13 protein-coding genes are annotated in these 16,194 nt (G+C 43.3%); 1 reads left to right on the forward strand and 12 read right to left on the reverse strand.

Features of this window, described 5'->3' with window-relative positions:
• Positions 1-88: 88 nt before the first annotated feature.
• From uvrB to ACP14V_RS05080, 5 genes are read right to left on the reverse strand one after another with little or no spacing between them, the layout of a single operon-like run.
• Positions 89-2,077 (reverse strand): excinuclease ABC subunit UvrB, encoded by a 1,989-nt coding sequence (uvrB, locus tag ACP14V_RS05060; RefSeq protein ID WP_272609603.1) that lies wholly within the window; start codon positions 2,075-2,077, stop codon positions 89-91.
• Positions 2,078-2,126: 49 nt separating this feature from the next.
• Positions 2,127-3,869, reverse strand: a complete 1,743-nt coding sequence (locus ACP14V_RS05065) for a T9SS type B sorting domain-containing protein (RefSeq protein ID WP_272609604.1) — start codon at positions 3,867-3,869, stop codon at positions 2,127-2,129.
• Positions 3,870-3,876: 7 nt separating this feature from the next.
• Positions 3,877-6,591, reverse strand: a complete 2,715-nt coding sequence (locus ACP14V_RS05070; protein ID WP_272609605.1) for a T9SS type B sorting domain-containing protein — start codon at positions 6,589-6,591, stop codon at positions 3,877-3,879.
• Between the two features lie 29 nt (positions 6,592-6,620).
• A complete protein-coding gene (locus ACP14V_RS05075) occupies positions 6,621-7,454 on the reverse strand; it encodes an ABC transporter permease (protein ID WP_136565835.1) in 834 nt (277 codons plus the stop codon).
• A gap of 12 nt (positions 7,455-7,466) precedes the next feature.
• Positions 7,467-8,363: an ABC transporter ATP-binding protein gene (locus tag ACP14V_RS05080; protein WP_272609606.1), complete on the reverse strand. Its 897-nt coding sequence runs from the start codon at positions 8,361-8,363 to the stop codon at positions 7,467-7,469.
• Between the two features lie 74 nt (positions 8,364-8,437).
• Here ACP14V_RS05080 and ACP14V_RS05085 point away from each other — a divergent pair, with 74 nt between their 5' ends.
• Positions 8,438-9,514, forward strand: a complete 1,077-nt coding sequence (locus ACP14V_RS05085; RefSeq protein ID WP_272609607.1) for a hypothetical protein — start codon at positions 8,438-8,440, stop codon at positions 9,512-9,514.
• Here ACP14V_RS05085 and ACP14V_RS05090 read toward each other — a convergent pair.
• Genes ACP14V_RS05090 through ACP14V_RS05120 form a run of 7 tightly spaced genes read right to left on the reverse strand, consistent with a single transcriptional unit; the run spans position 9,511 to position 16,185 of the window.
• Positions 9,511-10,569 (reverse strand): nucleoid-associated protein, encoded by a 1,059-nt coding sequence (locus ACP14V_RS05090; protein WP_272609608.1) that lies wholly within the window; start codon positions 10,567-10,569, stop codon positions 9,511-9,513. The two genes, ACP14V_RS05085 and ACP14V_RS05090, sit on opposite strands and share 4 nt — an antisense overlap.
• Before the next feature lie 25 nt (positions 10,570-10,594).
• Positions 10,595-11,095 carry an IS1096 element passenger TnpR family protein gene (locus ACP14V_RS05095; RefSeq protein ID WP_272609609.1) on the reverse strand — a complete coding sequence of 167 codons (501 nt, stop codon included), beginning with the start codon at positions 11,093-11,095 and terminating at the stop codon, positions 10,595-10,597.
• Positions 11,096-11,138: 43 nt separating this feature from the next.
• Complete coding sequence (locus tag ACP14V_RS05100; protein ID WP_272609610.1) at positions 11,139-12,152, reverse strand: COX15/CtaA family protein; 1,014 nt, start codon at positions 12,150-12,152, stop codon at positions 11,139-11,141.
• A complete protein-coding gene (locus ACP14V_RS05105) occupies positions 12,149-13,579 on the reverse strand; it encodes a CCA tRNA nucleotidyltransferase (protein WP_272609611.1) in 1,431 nt (476 codons plus the stop codon). The genes ACP14V_RS05100 and ACP14V_RS05105 overlap by 4 nt, the downstream gene beginning before the upstream one ends.
• Position 13,580: 1 nt before the next feature.
• Positions 13,581-14,153 carry an L-threonylcarbamoyladenylate synthase gene (locus ACP14V_RS05110; protein ID WP_272609612.1) on the reverse strand — a complete coding sequence of 191 codons (573 nt, stop codon included), beginning with the start codon at positions 14,151-14,153 and terminating at the stop codon, positions 13,581-13,583.
• Complete coding sequence (locus tag ACP14V_RS05115; protein ID WP_152131110.1) at positions 14,154-15,023, reverse strand: N-acetylneuraminate synthase family protein; 870 nt, start codon at positions 15,021-15,023, stop codon at positions 14,154-14,156.
• A complete protein-coding gene (locus ACP14V_RS05120; RefSeq protein WP_272609613.1) occupies positions 15,013-16,185 on the reverse strand; it encodes an acylneuraminate cytidylyltransferase in 1,173 nt (390 codons plus the stop codon). Before ACP14V_RS05120 ends, ACP14V_RS05115 begins: the two co-directional genes overlap by 11 nt.
• Positions 16,186-16,194: the final 9 nt, after the last annotated feature.

Raw genomic sequence — 16,194 nt, forward strand, 5'->3', positions numbered from 1 at the left:
CGCACCAACTAGAGGTGTTTCATGATGGTTAGATTAGTTGGTTAGTTAGTTGGCGCGCTCCGGCAGATATGTTCGGAGCGCGTTTCATTTATTCCTGTTCTTGGAGCATCTTTATTTCATCCCGAAGTTTGGCTGCCTCCATAAAGTTAAGTTCTTTAGCCGCTTTTTCCATGGCTTTTCTCTTTTCACGAATCAACTTTTCTTTTTGATTCTGGGTAAGGTATTCCAAATCTGGTTCTGCGGCACGCAGTTCCTCTTTTTGGAAATGATAGGTAGATACCGAATTTCTGGCCAATGCACTGTCCAAGCTCTTATTCAGTGCCTTGGGGGTAATATTGTTTTCAAGATTGTACGCCATTTGCTTTTCCCTGCGATAGTTGGTCTCATCAATAGTTTTCTGCATACTATCGGTTACCGTATCGGCATACATAATGGCCTTGCCATTAAGGTTACGTGCCGCGCGGCCTACAGTCTGTGTCAATGAGCGGTTACTTCGCAAAAAACCTTCTTTGTCGGCATCCAAAATGGCCACCAAAGACACTTCGGGTAAATCCAGTCCTTCCCTGAGTAGGTTGACCCCGATCAGCACATCAAAAAGCCCTTTTCGTAAATCCTGCATAATCTCTACCCTTTCCAAGGTGTCCACGTCACTGTGTATGTATCGGCAGCGAATATCTATCCGAGCCAAATACTTGGTCAATTCTTCTGCCATACGTTTGGTAAGGGTGGTGACCAAGGTTCGTTCATCGAGTTCCACCCGCTGTTGTATTTCTTCCACCAAATCATCTATCTGATTTGCACTGGGTCTTACTTCTATAATGGGGTCTAGCAATCCTGTGGGACGGATGACCTGTTCCACATACACACCTTGACTCAGTTCCAACTCATAATCAGCAGGCGTGGCACTTACATAGATAACTTGATTTTGAAGTGCTTCAAATTCTTCAAACTTTAAGGGGCGGTTGTCCATGGCTGCAGGTAGACGGAAACCGTATTCCACCAAATTCTCCTTTCTCGAACGGTCGCCACCGTACATGGCATGTACCTGTGGGATGGTCACATGGCTTTCATCGACAACCATCAGATAATCGTCTGGGAAATAATCCAACAAACAGAAAGGCCGTGTACCCGGTTCCCTTCCATCCAGATATCGGGAGTAATTTTCAATTCCGGAGCAATAGCCAAGTTCGCGGATCATCTCCAAATCAAAATTGGTACGTTCGTCCAGTCGTTTAGCTTCCAGTGGTCGGCCTATTTCTTTGAAATAATCAACTTGTTTTACCAGATCATCCTGTATTTGGTGTATGGCATTTTGAAGCACATCTGGCGATGTCACGAACATATTCGCCGGATAGATGTTCAGTGAATCATAAACCTCAATGACCTTATTGTTGAAGGGGTCCAACGCTTCAATTTCTTCTATCTCATCCCCAAAAAAATGGATACGAAAAGCATGGTCGGCATATCCCGGGAATACATCCACAACATCTCCCTTTACCCTAAAGTTTCCATTTCTAAAATCTGCTGTGGTACGGGAATAGAGGCTTTGTACCAGTTGTTTTAAGAATTTAGTTCGGGAAATCACCTGATCTCTGTGGATGGAAATCACGTTCTTTTGAAACTCGATGGGGTTTCCTATACCATACAAACAGGAGACCGAGGCAACCACCAATACGTCCCTTCTGCCAGAAAGGAGGGATGAAGTGGCGCTGAGACGGAGTTTTTCTATATCCTCATTGATGGAAAGGTCCTTTTCTATGTACAATCCGCTAGAGGGTATATAGGCTTCGGGCTGGTAGTAGTCATAATAGGATACAAAGTATTCCACGGCATTGTTGGGAAAAAACTGCTTGAATTCGGAATACAACTGTGCGGCCAAGGTCTTGTTATGGGCCAGTACCAGCGTGGGTCTCTGCACCGATTCCACCACATTGGCCACGGTAAAAGTCTTTCCAGAGCCGGTCACCCCCAATAAGGTCTGGTGGCCCTCATTTCCTTCAATGCCCTCTACCAATTGTTTTATGGCCTGTGGTTGGTCACCTGTGGGTTTAAAATCTGATACTACCTGAAATTTCATAGGATAAAAATACTAAAGGGTAGGGCTATAATAAAGCAAATGGGTAATATTATCGCTTTAGTGTGAAGTGTCCTTTTATTTCCCTGTTGGAGTCATCAACAGCCCTGAACCAATATTCGCCAGCAGGTAACGGACGGCCATTAAAATTGCCATCCCAGCCCAAAGAGTTTTGGGAGATCTCCTTTAACAGTGCCCCATATCGATTAAAAATATAAATACTTTGCAAAACAACTACGTCACCATTTGGGGGTTGAATGAACTGCCAGAAATCATTGATATTATCTCCATTGGGGGTAAAAAACTTTGGGAACCCCTCCAAGGTCAGGTCCTGCGTAAACCTTTTCTCGGCTATGCCACATCCATTTTTGTCCCTAACGTAAAATGTATGTGAGCCAGGCTCCAATCCCCTAAAAATGTTATCATCAACATAGGGGCCATCCCTATTATCCACAGCATATTCATAGTCTCCGCTTCCAGATGCTTCCACGCGGATCTCTAAACCTGTTCCCGCATTGGAAGCCTGTAATCGTTCAATGGTAGGTGACTCCGAGGAGACCACGTTAAACACTTTGGTCGTGGGGCATTCAATAATATCTCCCGATTGGGTCACAAGGTTGTAGGCTTCATATCTGTATGAGCCATTTTCGGTCAATGCCACTTCATTGGTCTGGGAAATTAGGCTCTCGGCACCAAATTGATCTATTTGATACCATCTAAAACCATCGGCAACATCATCAGAAGAAATTATTAGGGGAGCTTCATTTTCACAGAAAGATACACTGTCCGGGAAATCAATTTCCGGATTTAGGGTTACAAATTCACCCGAAGCCAAATCCAAATAGGGGCCGCATCCCAGCAAGGTTGAAAAACTCTCTTGGATGCAACTTTGGGCAGAACCAGCATCATTAAATGGAATTACCCTGATGAAAAAGGTCTGATTGGGCACAAAATTTAGTACAGGAGTGGAATTTGTGAAAAATGTGGCATTATCCAAAATGTCCGCTCCGTTTGGCGTTGATCCAATGGTTACCCGATAACCTGTTGCATCGGGAACCTCAAACCATTCCAGAAGCGGGGTCAATGGTACATTTATTTCGCCATTTGGAGGGTATACCATACTTGTGCAGCTGGGTAAGGGGGAGACCTCGCTGGTGGTAAAACTCTGAGAGGGACAATTGGTTGCAGCCCCTATGCTGTTGTAGGGTACAATGGTAACATAAATGGTTGTTTCGGAAGGTAGTTCTCCAGGTGGGTCGTAGCTTAAATTGTTTCCTGCATCAAATGTGTTCAAAATATCGACACCGCCAGGAGTAGTGCCCAAGCTCACATAATACCCAGTGGCGCCATAGGTATATTGCCATCTAATGTTGGAAGCGGGATTTACATCGGTGGCCATGTCAACTGGATTGGTAGTTTGGGTACAAGTAGGGGGCTGTGTCAATGTTTCCGTGGTGAAACTTTGAGTAGTACAGATGATATCGGGTTGGTCAAAAAAGAACAATGTTATGGTTACATATATCGTGGTGTTTTCCGGTAGGCCTTTGGGAGGAGTATAGTTGGGCGAATTTCCTACGTTTTGGGCATTGAGCAACTCCGTGCCTCCAGGCGACGTGCCCAGTGAAATAAGATAGGCCGGGACTCCAGGCACAGACTCCCATGAAATGGTAGTGTTGACGGCCACATTGGTTGCTCCATTAACAGGGTTGACCAAGTCTGGGCATTGCTGTCCATAGGTATTTAAGACCATGAAAAGCAAAAAAAACGTAATGCATATTGTTTTTCCAATTCCCATTGACATATTATCGTTTTAGAGTAAAATGCCCCTTGAATACTCGACCGTCCTGCAAGGTAACCGCAAACCAATAATCTGAAGCGGGGAGGTGACTGTTGTTGTACATGCCGTTCCAACCTTGAGTTTTTGGACTTACTTGGGCCAAGAGTTTCCCGTATCGATCATAGATTAAAATTATACTTTCTGGTTGAAATTGTTCATTGATACCGATAATTTGCCAAGAATCGTTGATTCCATCTCCATTTGGGGTGAAAAATTTGGGATATCCAATAACCGAGATCATTTTTTTGGATAGGCCACAGCCATTTTTATCCCGAACATGGCCCGTTAATAATCCGGGTTCTACGTTTTCAAACAATGGAGAATCTTGATATAAGATTCCATCCAATGAATATTCATATTCACCATCTCCCGAAACCTGAATTTCGACCATATTGTTTTCGGAAATATCGCTTACCAAGATATCTTTGACCAAAGCTTTGTTCGATGGCAATATTTTGAACCGGGTAGTATTGGTACATTCCATCGACCCATTTGGGGTAGGGTAAATGTTGCCTACCTCAAGAATGTAGTTTCCAGTTGAGGTAACCTGCATATTTTGCTCATTCGCTATAAAGATATGGTCATTGCCTTCCTCCCGATACCAACGGTATATATCAAAACCATCCGGAGCGTCAATGGAATGAGGTGGCCCATCAGTACACCATATGACCTCTTCCATAAAGTCCAATGTTGGCGCAGGGTATACCACCAGGTTGATTAAGTCTACGTCTTCACAGGCATTGGTATCTTCAATTCGCGCAAAGATTGTGGTGGAAGTGGAAATATACTCTTTATCTATGGGGTTTTGTTCCAAAATGGCATCTGCCTGTGTAGGATAAAATGAAACTGTGGAAAGCGGGTAGTTTGCTTCCCTATACGCATCGAGGTCAAAAAAACCCGCCAGAAGTACATCATGGGGATCTTCATCACAGATGGGAAAATATTTTTCATCTTCCTCTGTCAATACTATCGATTCTACTATTAATTGAAGCTCCCCAACATTTTCGCATCCATTGGCATCCACAATTTTGTAATAAATGATTTGATCAAACGGGGTTGTGTTTGAATAGCCCACTGGATTTGGAATGGGATTGTCCAGATTCGCATCCGCCATGGACTCATAAAAAGTGTAGGAAAAAGAATTGTCAAAGATGGCTTCATTCAAATTGAACTGGGTGACTCCATCGATGTTGTTGTCCATCACGATATCACACTGCGATAAAGAAAGTGTGGGGGCATTCGGAATTGCATTCACCGAAATGAACGCTTCACCAATGATAGGGCATATACTGGGATTGTTAGAGATGATTTCCAGACTGTACCGACCGGAATCTGAAAATGAAGCTGGGGCAACGGTTAATGCATTTGTTGCATTGGATATTGGATTTCCATTCTTTTTCCAATGGTATGTGGCATTGGGAATACTTTCTGCTTCCAAAGTGAATTCATCACCTTCACATATGCTGAGCGAAGTGGATGTGGTGCCATCATCATTTTTTATGAGCTCGACCCTATTAAAGAATGATTGGACAAAAGGGGGAAGTCCTTGATTGGCAATGCCATTTCCCAAATAGACTGCGTCATGGATGTAATTGGCAGCAATACCCTTTTCGTTGGGGTTTTCTATGACTCCGAGATGGTCCGATCCTATAAGGTAGTTTTCTGCGGTGGTTCTGTAGATTTTTCCATTTTGACCGAGTTGCAAAGCACCCCTATAAATGGGTCTTTGGTCCAACTCAACCTCAGTTGAAGCTATGTTGGGTTCGGTGATGTCGTATTGGAGCAATGAAGAAGAATGTACGCCTACCTCTATTGGCGCCGCATCGTTAAAAGTGTGCACGTATAGGAACTGCTGGTTGGGCGAAAACTCCAAACCATAGGCAGATTTATTGGGTACGGATACTTTTATCTCCTTTTGTTGGGACAGTAATCCGGTATCCCCATTAAAACTGTAAATAAACAACCCGGAATTGCCATTGGCACTGGCCAGAACATTTCCATCTGCTGAGAATTTCAAGTAGCCTCTGGGATCTTCGATATTCAAATTGTTGAAAGTACTGGTAACCGGAGTGGTATTTACCCCATTTTCATCAACCTGAAAAGCATAATAGGTATTGAAAGGCCCAGTTTTAGGGGTTTCAGGACCTAGAGTGACCACCCAAATGGACTGGTCCAAACAGTTTTTTAGTACAGCGGCAATTTTTTCGGAACAGTCAGGGAGCAGATTAATGTTTTTTTGGGTAATGGCCCCATTGCCTCCATCCAACGTAAGATCTACTATGGAATAGTTCAAACCGCGGTCAAGATCGTTCTGGGAGGTGGAAGTATCAACGGAAAAGATGTAAATAATGTTAGGGTCATCCGGTTTTTGGACGATGATTGCCGATTGGGTGCTTGAAGGGTCTCCATATAACCCTGCTCCGTTTACCATGACATCATGGTTTTTGTTGAAGACCCGAATGCCGTCCGTATATAAAATAAGGTTGCCCGAAGCATCCGATAGAGAGGCGCAACCCTCCAAGGTGTTAATCCTACTATCGGTAAGGGAAGTGACGCTCCCATCATTGTTGAACTGTATTCCAGCACCCTTTCCAAAATACCAACGGGAAGTTTGTCCCTGACCAAAAATAGAAAGAGGGGATAGGCAAAGAAATAGAACAAATAAGTATTTACTTAGCATCCAGCATAATGAGAGTATCTCACAAGATACTACAAATCACGCTTTTTGAGGAGTAGGTAGGACAAATAGATGAATACTGCCGTCCAAAAGAGGACGATCAAGAACTCGTACCAATAGGTATGGTAGTCAAACCGAAGGTTTTCACCAATTTGGTCACCAATATTCTGTACCGCTGAAAGCCGGGTTCCCGGTTCTTTGATGAGGTTCATCATGGACTCCAAGGGAAAGAAGTCCTTTACTTTTTTTGCGGCGGGCCAACTCATGACCTTCCAGCCCAACAAACCAAAGATGACCTGTTCCAGAATGGTCCATAAAATCAAGAAGCCCAAGGCAAAAGCCGACCGTTTCACCAAAATGCCCAAAAAGAGACAGAAAGAGAAAAACCCCACCAACTTCACAAAAAAGGCCAATAGAAACTCCAAATCCGAAAAAATGATGGAGAGTTCGTTATAGTCGGAATAAATCAATCCCAAAATCAAGGATACCGCAAACACAAAAACTGTTGAAATTAAGGCAAAGGAAACCACGGTGAGAACCTTGGACAATAGAAATTCCTTTTTGGATAATCCATCAATAAGGTTTTGTTTGATGGTTTTATTGCTGTACTCATTGGCCATCATGGAAACAATGACAATAGCCAAAAACAGTTTAAAAATGGCAGTGACGAAGGTATTGAAGTGCCATATATAGGGGAAATTAAATATTCCTTGGTCGGCCAAATGAAACTGGACCGGGCCGATGTCGAACTTTATTGCCGCAATCAATGCTATAGAAGTAAGCAGCACAAAATAGGAGATGATAAGAACCTTGCTGGCTCTATTGTTCCAGAGTTTTATGAATTCTATTTGTAGTAGACGTACCATTTCGTAATTAGGTTAGTTGTTTTTGGTAAGGCTTAAAAATTGTTCCTCCAGACTTTCCTTGCGCTTTACCAAATGGGAAAGGATAATGCCTTTGTCATATAGCATTTTATTGAGGGACTCCGCGTCCATTTCTTCTTTGAGGTAGGCAGTAAGGGTGCCGTTAAAACTGTTGATTTTTCCAAAACTGGCATGGGTTTCCAACAGTTCTTTCAGTTTTTCCATATCTGCTGAACGAAGCTCAAAAAAGCCATGACTTGCCATCATTCCATCTACCAGTCCTGAATATAATTTTTCCCCTTTACGCAGGATGACAACATGTGAACACACTTTTTCAACTTCGTCCAACAAGTGGGAAGCCAATAAAATGGTAGTGCCTTGGCCTGCAATTTTTTTGATGATTTCCCTTATCTGGTGGATGCCTTGCGGGTCTAACCCATTGGTGGGTTCATCCAGAATAAGGATTTCAGGGTCGTTAAGCAGGGCGGAGGCGATGGCCAAACGCTGTTTCATCCCTAGGGAATAGGTCTTGAATTTACTGTCTTTCCTGTCCCAAAGACCGACCAATTTCAGCTTTTCTTCAATTTTGGCACTAGGAACCTCCTTAATCTTGCATACCAGTTTTAAGTTCTGGATGGCCGTCATGTACGGGTAAAAATTGGGACGTTCAATAATGGCCCCCACTTTTTTCAAGGCCTCATGGGTAGAGGTGGAACCATCAAACCAACTGAAATCACCGGAAGTGCGGTTCACCACATTTAAAATAATGCCCAAAGTAGTGGACTTGCCACTGCCATTGGGGCCTAATATGCCATAAACATTACCCTTTTCTATAGTAAAGGACAGGTCGCTTACAGCCGTTAGAAGACCAAATTTTTTGGTGAGATGATTTACGGTGAGTATAGTCTCCAAGACAGAATCGTTTTTTGATTTGTTTATAGTAACTTGACGAGGAATTGTACAATTTGTTACAAAATAGGAAAAGAATGTCCGAGGAAAAACTGATGTCCAAGAAAAAGCCTGCCTATCCGGTCCAAAAAAAACTGGATAGTTACCTCCATAAATACAATAGAAAAATAGAGATTCCCATTTTCTATGATGATTTACTCCGCTTTTCGGGGTCTGTGGTGGTCTACGATGCCAATGAAGAGGACACGCTCTGGGTAAGGGTGTATTACTCTGATTTTGATCGACAGGAAATCGATATGAGCCTTAAGCAAGTATACTCTATTTTGCATTCGGATGGTAGTGATCGCATTCTGGAATATTTAAATGTAGATGCCATTGATTTTTGCACTTTTGGCAATTCTAAGCCTTTCCGTATCAAGGTTCGGAATATCCTCAATGATAACTACACTTATTTTTATGTGAAGAAGACCGATGCGTCACGGATATATGGCTTGGAGTTGGAGCATATGCTTTCTCCCTATAACCTTAACTTTTTGGTATATAAGGGAACGCTTATCGAAGAGCATATCGCGGGAATTCCGGGTGATGTTTTCATCAAGGATATGCTGCCCAAATGTTCCGAATCCGAAAAGGCCCAATTGGCCAAGGAGTTCGTGAAATTCAACGAAAGGTGTATGATTCGGTTATTGGGCGATATGCGCTCCTATAATTATGTCATTGTCCCGGTCCATGATTTTGATCATGTGGTCTACAAAATCAGGGCGATTGATTTTGACCAGCAGTGCTTTGAAGGAAAATTGAAAGTGTACCGCCCCCAGTTTTTTAAAGAGAACTATAAAATGGTGGAACTGGTACGTGCCAAATTGCAAAAAGATTCGGTAGATCAGTATAAAATTGAGGAACGCTCCATAGTGGCTAAGCGTATCCTAAGCTCTGGAAACCGTATCCGTAGGCTGATTGCTGCTGTTAAACCCGATACCATATCGCTTCCGGAGAACATTGAACAATTAAAGCACGAAATCTATGATCTCACCAAGGATATGGACTTTAAAAAAAGCACAACCATGGGTGAAGTATTGTCGCTTGCGTTGGATTTTGTAAAACGAAATTATGAGGATGTAAGTATGAAACAGATCATCGAGAAGAAATTCTAGCTCTTCTGTTCCTTGTTAAAATATACCAAATAGTAGTACATCTGTCGTTCCTCGTCCCAACCTTTTTCCACAAATTTTTGGGCGGATTCCGGATTGATGAAATCCATTTTAATCTGGATGTTGGTGTCCAGATTGATAACATTCTTGATTTTTTTCCGGGCATCGGATACAGCCTTGTTGGCAATATCAAAATTGGAAACGTCCTCAATGCTGTATTTGGGACCTTTTTCAACCTTGTAGTGTTTGAACTCGGGAATTAAATCTGGGTTTTCCATCACCTCATTTAAAAAAGAGGTTTCCTCAAAAGCATCGTTCTTGGCAAAGTGGTTCACCGCGCGGTTCATGAAGAGTACTTCCTGTTGTTTGTCCTCTGCGGGCAATACCACATCCTTGGCAAAGTTTTGACAGAACTTAAGGTAGTTTTTGGTATAAAAGTTTTCATCGGTTAGGGGAACAAGACCCAAAAAGTTCTCCAGCCAATATTTGGCATCGTAGCGATTACTGTCGACGGACAGCACTTTGAACCCTTCTTCCTTTTCCATGTTGAAAATGATGCAGCCCTTGTCCAATTTGTTAATGTTGATGCCCTGTCGGATCAAAATTTCTAGATTTTGCTCTTTTTCCTGGAATTGTAGGAAATCATGCTTCAGCTCACTTTTAAAAATACCAACGGCATCGGTTTTTTTATTGTCGATGACCATGTCCGAAAAATGCACTACATACACTTCCCCGCTTTTGATATGAGGGTGGTTGGACTGTTCAAACAGGTGTGTGGTGATTTTTTTGGAGGCTTGGTGCGCCGTTCCGTGATCCAAGAACAATTCGGCAACCGATTTGTACACTTCGTTGAACTCCAAATCTACATCATTGAAAAATCTAAAGTAGTTTTCTTCCTTCTCCCGAAAGGGTTTAAAAAAGTATTCTTTGAGCAATCCGGCCATTTCATCATTCAGGGAAAAAGGCTCCGCGGATAAAAAGGCGGATTCGTTTTTACTCTTGTTTCCCACTCTGTGGAGGGAGATACTTTCAATTTGGGCGGAATATAGGTTTAGCATTTTTTAAGTTAGGAGTTAGGGCTTGTTAGTTCCAGTTTTCATCAAAATCCATGTCGTCATAACTGTCCAGAAGATTGTCAAAATCAACGGAAGCATCAGGGTCGGATTCAAACTTTTTTTCTGGGGGCGAATCAGGGAGTTCCCCGAAACTGAAGAGGACATTGGGATAAACTCTTCCATCTTCCTTGTCCACAATATCGGCCAATTCCACAAAAAAGGTCCACATGCTGAAAAAGTCGTACACATAAATCAACTTTGGGGATTGTTCGGTCATTACATCGTCAAGGACAGTTTCGTTCATCAACCGGACATCGGAACCGTTCTCGCTCATATCGAACAAGGCAATTTCCTCATCTTGGTTCCATTCCTCGTCACAGGTATAAAAAGAGGCCATTTCACCACCTTCAAAACCAAAGGCTTGGGTTATGGCATTGTGGAATTCTTCCAATGTGTTGTTATCCTCAATTTCAATGTCCCTGAAGATATCTTCCTCAGCATCAAGAATAATCCTGATCTTATAAATCATCCAAAAAATTTTAGAGTGGGCACAAATTTACGACAAATAGGTGTTATTTGGTGAACCGATGCAAGGTAAAGGTCATGGCTGCCAATAGGAAAAATGCTCCGATCTGGTGTGCAATGCCCAACCACAGGGGAACCGCATATATTAGCGTAAGTACTCCCAGAACAAATTGTAAACTGACCAAGGCCAGTAACAATTTCAAACCTTTTTCCTGTAGGGGTGTGCGTTCCACTTTTCGGGTTTTGAACCAAATAAGGGCTATGAATGCAACCACAATATAGGCCAAATAGCGGTGCACGAACTGCACGCCACTCTTGCCTTCAAAAAAGTTTTTGATTACAGGCTGATGTTCTATGTAAACGGTTTCATGCATTAATTTCCCCTCACTCATCATGGGCCAATGGTTGTGGATAAAACCAGCATCCAATCCAGCCACAAAGGCGCCCCAGATGATTTGAAGCAACAAGACCACATACCCAACACGGATGAGGTTTCGTATACTGGGATTGATTTCTTTTTTAGTGGGGTAAATCAGGTCCAAGGCCACCCAAAGACTGAACGCGAAGGTAAGGAAGGCCATGGTGAGGTGGGACGCCAACCTGAAATGGGAAACATCAGGATGGTCCACCAATCCGCTTTTTACCATATACCAGCCCAAAAACCCTTGAAATCCACCCAAAAACAAAAGAACCAAACATTTTTTAATGGTAGGCCGGTCCAGTTTTTTAGTGAAAAGAAAATACAGGAAGGGCAGAATAAAAACTATGCCAATAAACCTTCCAATAAAGCGATGCAGCCATTCCCAAAAGTAGATGTCCTTAAAATCCTCCAGATCAAAATGGGAATTCAATTTTTGGTACTCTGGGTACTGCTTATAAAGGTCAAAAGCTTCTTGCCACTCTTGCTCGTTCATGGGAGGAAGGGTGCCGTGGATCAATTTATAATCCGATATGGACAATCCGGAATGGGTGAGACGGGTAATACCACCCACCAAAACCATCACAAAAATGAGCGCACAGCCCGTCAACAACCAATACACAACAGCTTTGTTCGTTTTCATTCCGATTGGACTTTTAAGTTCATTTTTTTGCCTTTTTTCAGCATAAACTGGTAGGCAGCTTCATATTCATTGGGGATTTCACCTTCCAAAATGGCCTCTTTGATGGCTTCTTTGATGATGCCGATTTCCTTGGAGGGCTTCAAATTGAAGGTTTTCATGATTTCCTCGCCGGAAACCGGGGGCTGGAAATTCCGGACATGATCCCGTTCTTCCACTTCCACTATTTTTTGACGGACGATCTGAAAATTGTTCTTGTACCTTCTTTGCTTTTTGGGATTTTTGGTGGTGATGTCCGCTTCGCAGAGGGTCATAAGGTCATCTACATGATCACCGGCGTCAAATACCAATCGCCGTACCGCAGAATCGGTAACATGGTCTTCGGCCAAAACAATGGGCCTGGAACTCATCAACACCATTTTTTGTACAAACTTCATTTTCTCGTTCAAGGGCATCCGCAACCGTTTGAAGAGTTTGTAAACCATTTTGGACCCAACAAATTCGTGGGCGTGGAAGGTCCAACCAATTTTTTTATGAAACTTTTTTGTGGGTGCCTTTCCAATGTCGTGCAGAAGAGCCGCCCATCGCAACCAAAGGTTGTCCGTGGTTTCGGAAATGTTGTCCACCACTTCCAAGGTATGCCAGAAATTGTCCTTGTGGCGTTGCCCTTCAATTTCTTCTATGCCTTGTAAAGCCGTCAATTCTGGAAGTATAATGGACAAGAGTCCTGTTTTGTGCATCAACGAAAGACCTACGGATGGTTTTTCACTGAGTAATATTTTGTGGAGTTCATCCACAATACGCTCCCCGGAAACAATCTTGATGCGTTCTTGGTTTTCCGAAATGGCTTGGAGCGATTTCAATTCTATGGTAAAATGGAGTTGGGAGGCAAACCGGATGGCCCGCATCATGCGCAAAGGGTCATCAGAATAAGTGATACCGGGCTCCAAAGGGGTCCGGATGATTTCCCTGTCCAAATCGGACAATCCGTCAAAAGGATCCAGAAGTAGCCCAAAATTGTCTTTGTTCAGTGCCAAAGCCATAGCGTTGATGGTGAAATCACGTCGGTTTTGGTCATCCTCCAAAGTGCCATCCTCCACGATGGGTTTTCTACTGTCCCGGTGGTAGCTTTCTTTTCGGGCACCCACAAACTCCAGTTCCAAATCCTTGTACTTGATCATGGCCGTTCCAAAATTCTTGAAAACCGAGATTTCGGGTCTTCCTTTTAATTTTTTGGCCACGGCTTTGGCGAGTTGAATCCCACTGCCTACGGCAACAATATCAATGTCTTTGGGTGTTTTTCGGTTCAAAAAGTAATCACGGACATATCCTCCAATCACATAGGAGTCCACACCCAATTCATCGGAAGCTTCTCCAATAAGTTGAAAAATAGGATGTTGTATGGCCTCTGTATGGAATTCCTGCGTCATTTTATTCCCGGATTACCTTCACCAGCCCATCATTGCCCAATTTTATAATGGATGATGGGGAAGGATCTTTGTTTTCGTCCGGCAAATTTACCACATAGTCCACTCCTTTTAAAATTTCAGGACCGATATCCTTGAACCGTTTTGGAGTGGGTTCCCCGGAAATATTGGCCGATGTAGATACAATGGGCTTTCTAAATTTGTTGATAAGGTATTGGCAGAACTTGTCCGAAGCCACTCGTATGGCCAAGGTATTGTCTTCGGCGACCAGGTTTTGGGCCACACCGATGGGTTCATCAAATACAATGGTAGTGGGTTTGGTGGCCAAATCCATGATGTCATAGGCCACTTCGGGGACTTCTTTTACATGGCGCTCCAACATAGCCTGATTGGCCACAAGACAAATAAGGGCCTTGCTGTCTTCCCTGTTTTTAAGGGCATATACTTTCTGGACGGCTTCAGGGTTGGTGGCATCGCAGCCAATGCCCCAAACGGTATCGGTAGGGTAAAGAATCAGTCCGCCTTGCTTCAGAACCTCGAAGCATTTTTGCAGCTCTTCATTAAAATCGGCACCCATTTATTTTTTGTATTTCAACTTTTCGCGCTGTACACTCTCAATATCCAGAATGTCTTTTTGTTTGTAGGTCAGTGCTTTATGGGTGGCCCTTAGGTCCCGGCACAGCTTTCGGAGACCCATGGGTTCCAAAGAAGCGGCATGGTCGGTACCTTTCCATGTTCGGTCTAGGGTAAAATGTCTTTCTATGACATGAGCACCTAAGGTGTAGGCGGCAACATCAATGGCAATTCCCAAGTGGTGACCGGAAAATCCAATGCTCTTGACCTTGTCCCCATATTTTTCCTGAAGGGTCAGAATATCCAAGAGGCAGACATCTTCAAAAGGAACTGGATAGCCCGAGGTGCAATTGTAGACGACCAAGTCTTTGCCTCTTCCCCGTTCATCAAAAAAGTCCACAAGGATTTTAATCTCATCCTTGGTGGTCATTCCTGTTGAGATATGGATTTCCCCATTGTAATTATCACATAGCCATCCCAACATCTCAAAATTGTTGTTACAGGCAGAAGGGATTTTTATAAAATCCGGGTTCAATCCGGCAATTTCCTTGGCAGAGGTAGTCTCCCAAACCGAAGTGGAGTATGTAATACCCACTTCTTCGCAATAGTCCTTCAATTCTTGGTGTTGGTCCACATCGAACTCCAAAAACTCCCGGTGCGCCCCATAGGTGTCCCCGTAAGAGTTGATAGGATTGGGGTGGGGGGCATTGTACTGCGCCTCGGTGAGCAATTCTTTATTGTTCCGCTTTTGGAATTTTACCGCGTTGGCATTACCAAAAATCTTGGCCATGTTGATCAACTCCTTGGCGATTTTCATGTCGCCTTTGTGGTTGCATCCGATTTCGGCAATGATATAGGGTTCTTTATAGGTCATTGAATCTTAGATTATAGTTGATGATAAATTCGCAAGCTTCGCGAATGGCACCTTGCGCAGATTTGTTCTTTAAGACCATATCTGCATGGTATTTGATATGTTTGGTTGCGTTTGAGGGGCAAAAGGACCAGCCAGCCCTGAGGATGTTGCTCCAATCGTTTACGTCGTCCCCAATATAGGCAATCTCCTTTGGGGAAATATTTCTTTCCGAACAAAGGTTTTCCAGAAAAGAGTATTTGTCCTTTACCCCCAAAAAGGTATCCGTGATTTTTAATTTTTTCATACGCTGACCCACTACTTGGGAATTTTCGGAGGTCATAACCATGACATTTACCCCGTGCTCGCGCAACACTTCCAGCCCCATACCATCGCGCATATCAAAGCGCTTGGAGAATTCCCCTTCCTTGTTGAAGGTGACGCTTCCGTCCGTGAAAACGCCATCCACATCCAAAATAAAGTGGTTGATGCGTTGTGCAGATTTGTTGGATTTGAAATGGGAAATCAGCAATTGTTCAATAATCTGAAAGTCGGTTTCGGAATCAATCTCCACCAAGGTTTCCTCATGCATTTCAATAAGGCCAATGGAACCACTCAACCTGTTTTTGGACTCCAGGAGTGCTTCTTTATGGGTGCAGTAGATCGCCCCATTTTCAATAAGAAGTCCATCAAAATCTTGTCGTCTTGGTCTTGCTTTGAAGTCGTAGTTCAACGGTTTGCCGTCTTTGGACCAAGTAAAGCGGTGCGTATTTACCACACTGAGGACGGCATCAAAACCATCATCGTTCAATTGGGTCAGGGCGGCGTTGATGTCGTTCCTTTTAGTAAGAGGTGATGTGGCCTGCAACAGGCAAAACACATCAAAATCAATCTGCGCGGACTCACAAAATTCCAACATGGCCGCTTCGGTGGAAGCCGTATCCGAGGCATTTTCATCGGAGCGTTTCAAGGGTTTTACCTTGGGTGCCCATTTAAAATGCTGGGAGATGTAATCGATGATGTCGTCGTCATCGGTAAAGACATAGACCTCATCAAGATTAGAGAAGATGGCTTCTGTCAACACCCAAGTGAACAAGGGTCTGCCCAGCAATTTCTTTTTGTTCTTGCCAGGGATGCCCTTTGAGTTTTTTCGTAGTGGTATGAATCCGATGCTTTTTTTTGACATAACTGAATG

Origin of the sequence: Flagellimonas alvinocaridis (assembly GCF_965248585.1) — a bacterium.
GTDB lineage: Bacteria > Bacteroidota > Bacteroidia > Flavobacteriales > Flavobacteriaceae > Flagellimonas > Flagellimonas alvinocaridis.

Excerpts from the sequence above, each read along its gene's own strand:
- uvrB (WP_272609603.1), bottom strand. The coding sequence starts at position 2,077 with ATGAAATTTCAGGTAGTATCAGATTTTAAACCCACAGGTGACCAACCA.
- ACP14V_RS05065 (WP_272609604.1), bottom strand. The coding sequence starts at position 3,869 with ATGGGAATTGGAAAAACAATATGCATTACGTTTTTTTTGCTTTTCATG.
- ACP14V_RS05070 (WP_272609605.1), bottom strand. The coding sequence starts at position 6,591 with ATGCTAAGTAAATACTTATTTGTTCTATTTCTTTGCCTATCCCCTCTT.
- ACP14V_RS05075 (WP_136565835.1), bottom strand. The coding sequence starts at position 7,454 with ATGGTACGTCTACTACAAATAGAATTCATAAAACTCTGGAACAATAGA.
- ACP14V_RS05085 (WP_272609607.1), top strand. The coding sequence starts at position 8,438 with ATGTCCGAGGAAAAACTGATGTCCAAGAAAAAGCCTGCCTATCCGGTC.
- ACP14V_RS05090 (WP_272609608.1), bottom strand. The coding sequence starts at position 10,569 with ATGCTAAACCTATATTCCGCCCAAATTGAAAGTATCTCCCTCCACAGA.
- ACP14V_RS05095 (WP_272609609.1), bottom strand. The coding sequence starts at position 11,095 with ATGATTTATAAGATCAGGATTATTCTTGATGCTGAGGAAGATATCTTC.
- ACP14V_RS05100 (WP_272609610.1), bottom strand. The coding sequence starts at position 12,152 with ATGAAAACGAACAAAGCTGTTGTGTATTGGTTGTTGACGGGCTGTGCG.
- ACP14V_RS05105 (WP_272609611.1), bottom strand. The coding sequence starts at position 13,579 with ATGACGCAGGAATTCCATACAGAGGCCATACAACATCCTATTTTTCAA.
- ACP14V_RS05110 (WP_272609612.1), bottom strand. The coding sequence starts at position 14,153 with ATGGGTGCCGATTTTAATGAAGAGCTGCAAAAATGCTTCGAGGTTCTG.
- ACP14V_RS05115 (WP_152131110.1), bottom strand. The coding sequence starts at position 15,023 with ATGACCTATAAAGAACCCTATATCATTGCCGAAATCGGATGCAACCAC.
- ACP14V_RS05120 (WP_272609613.1), bottom strand. The coding sequence starts at position 16,185 with ATGTCAAAAAAAAGCATCGGATTCATACCACTACGAAAAAACTCAAAG.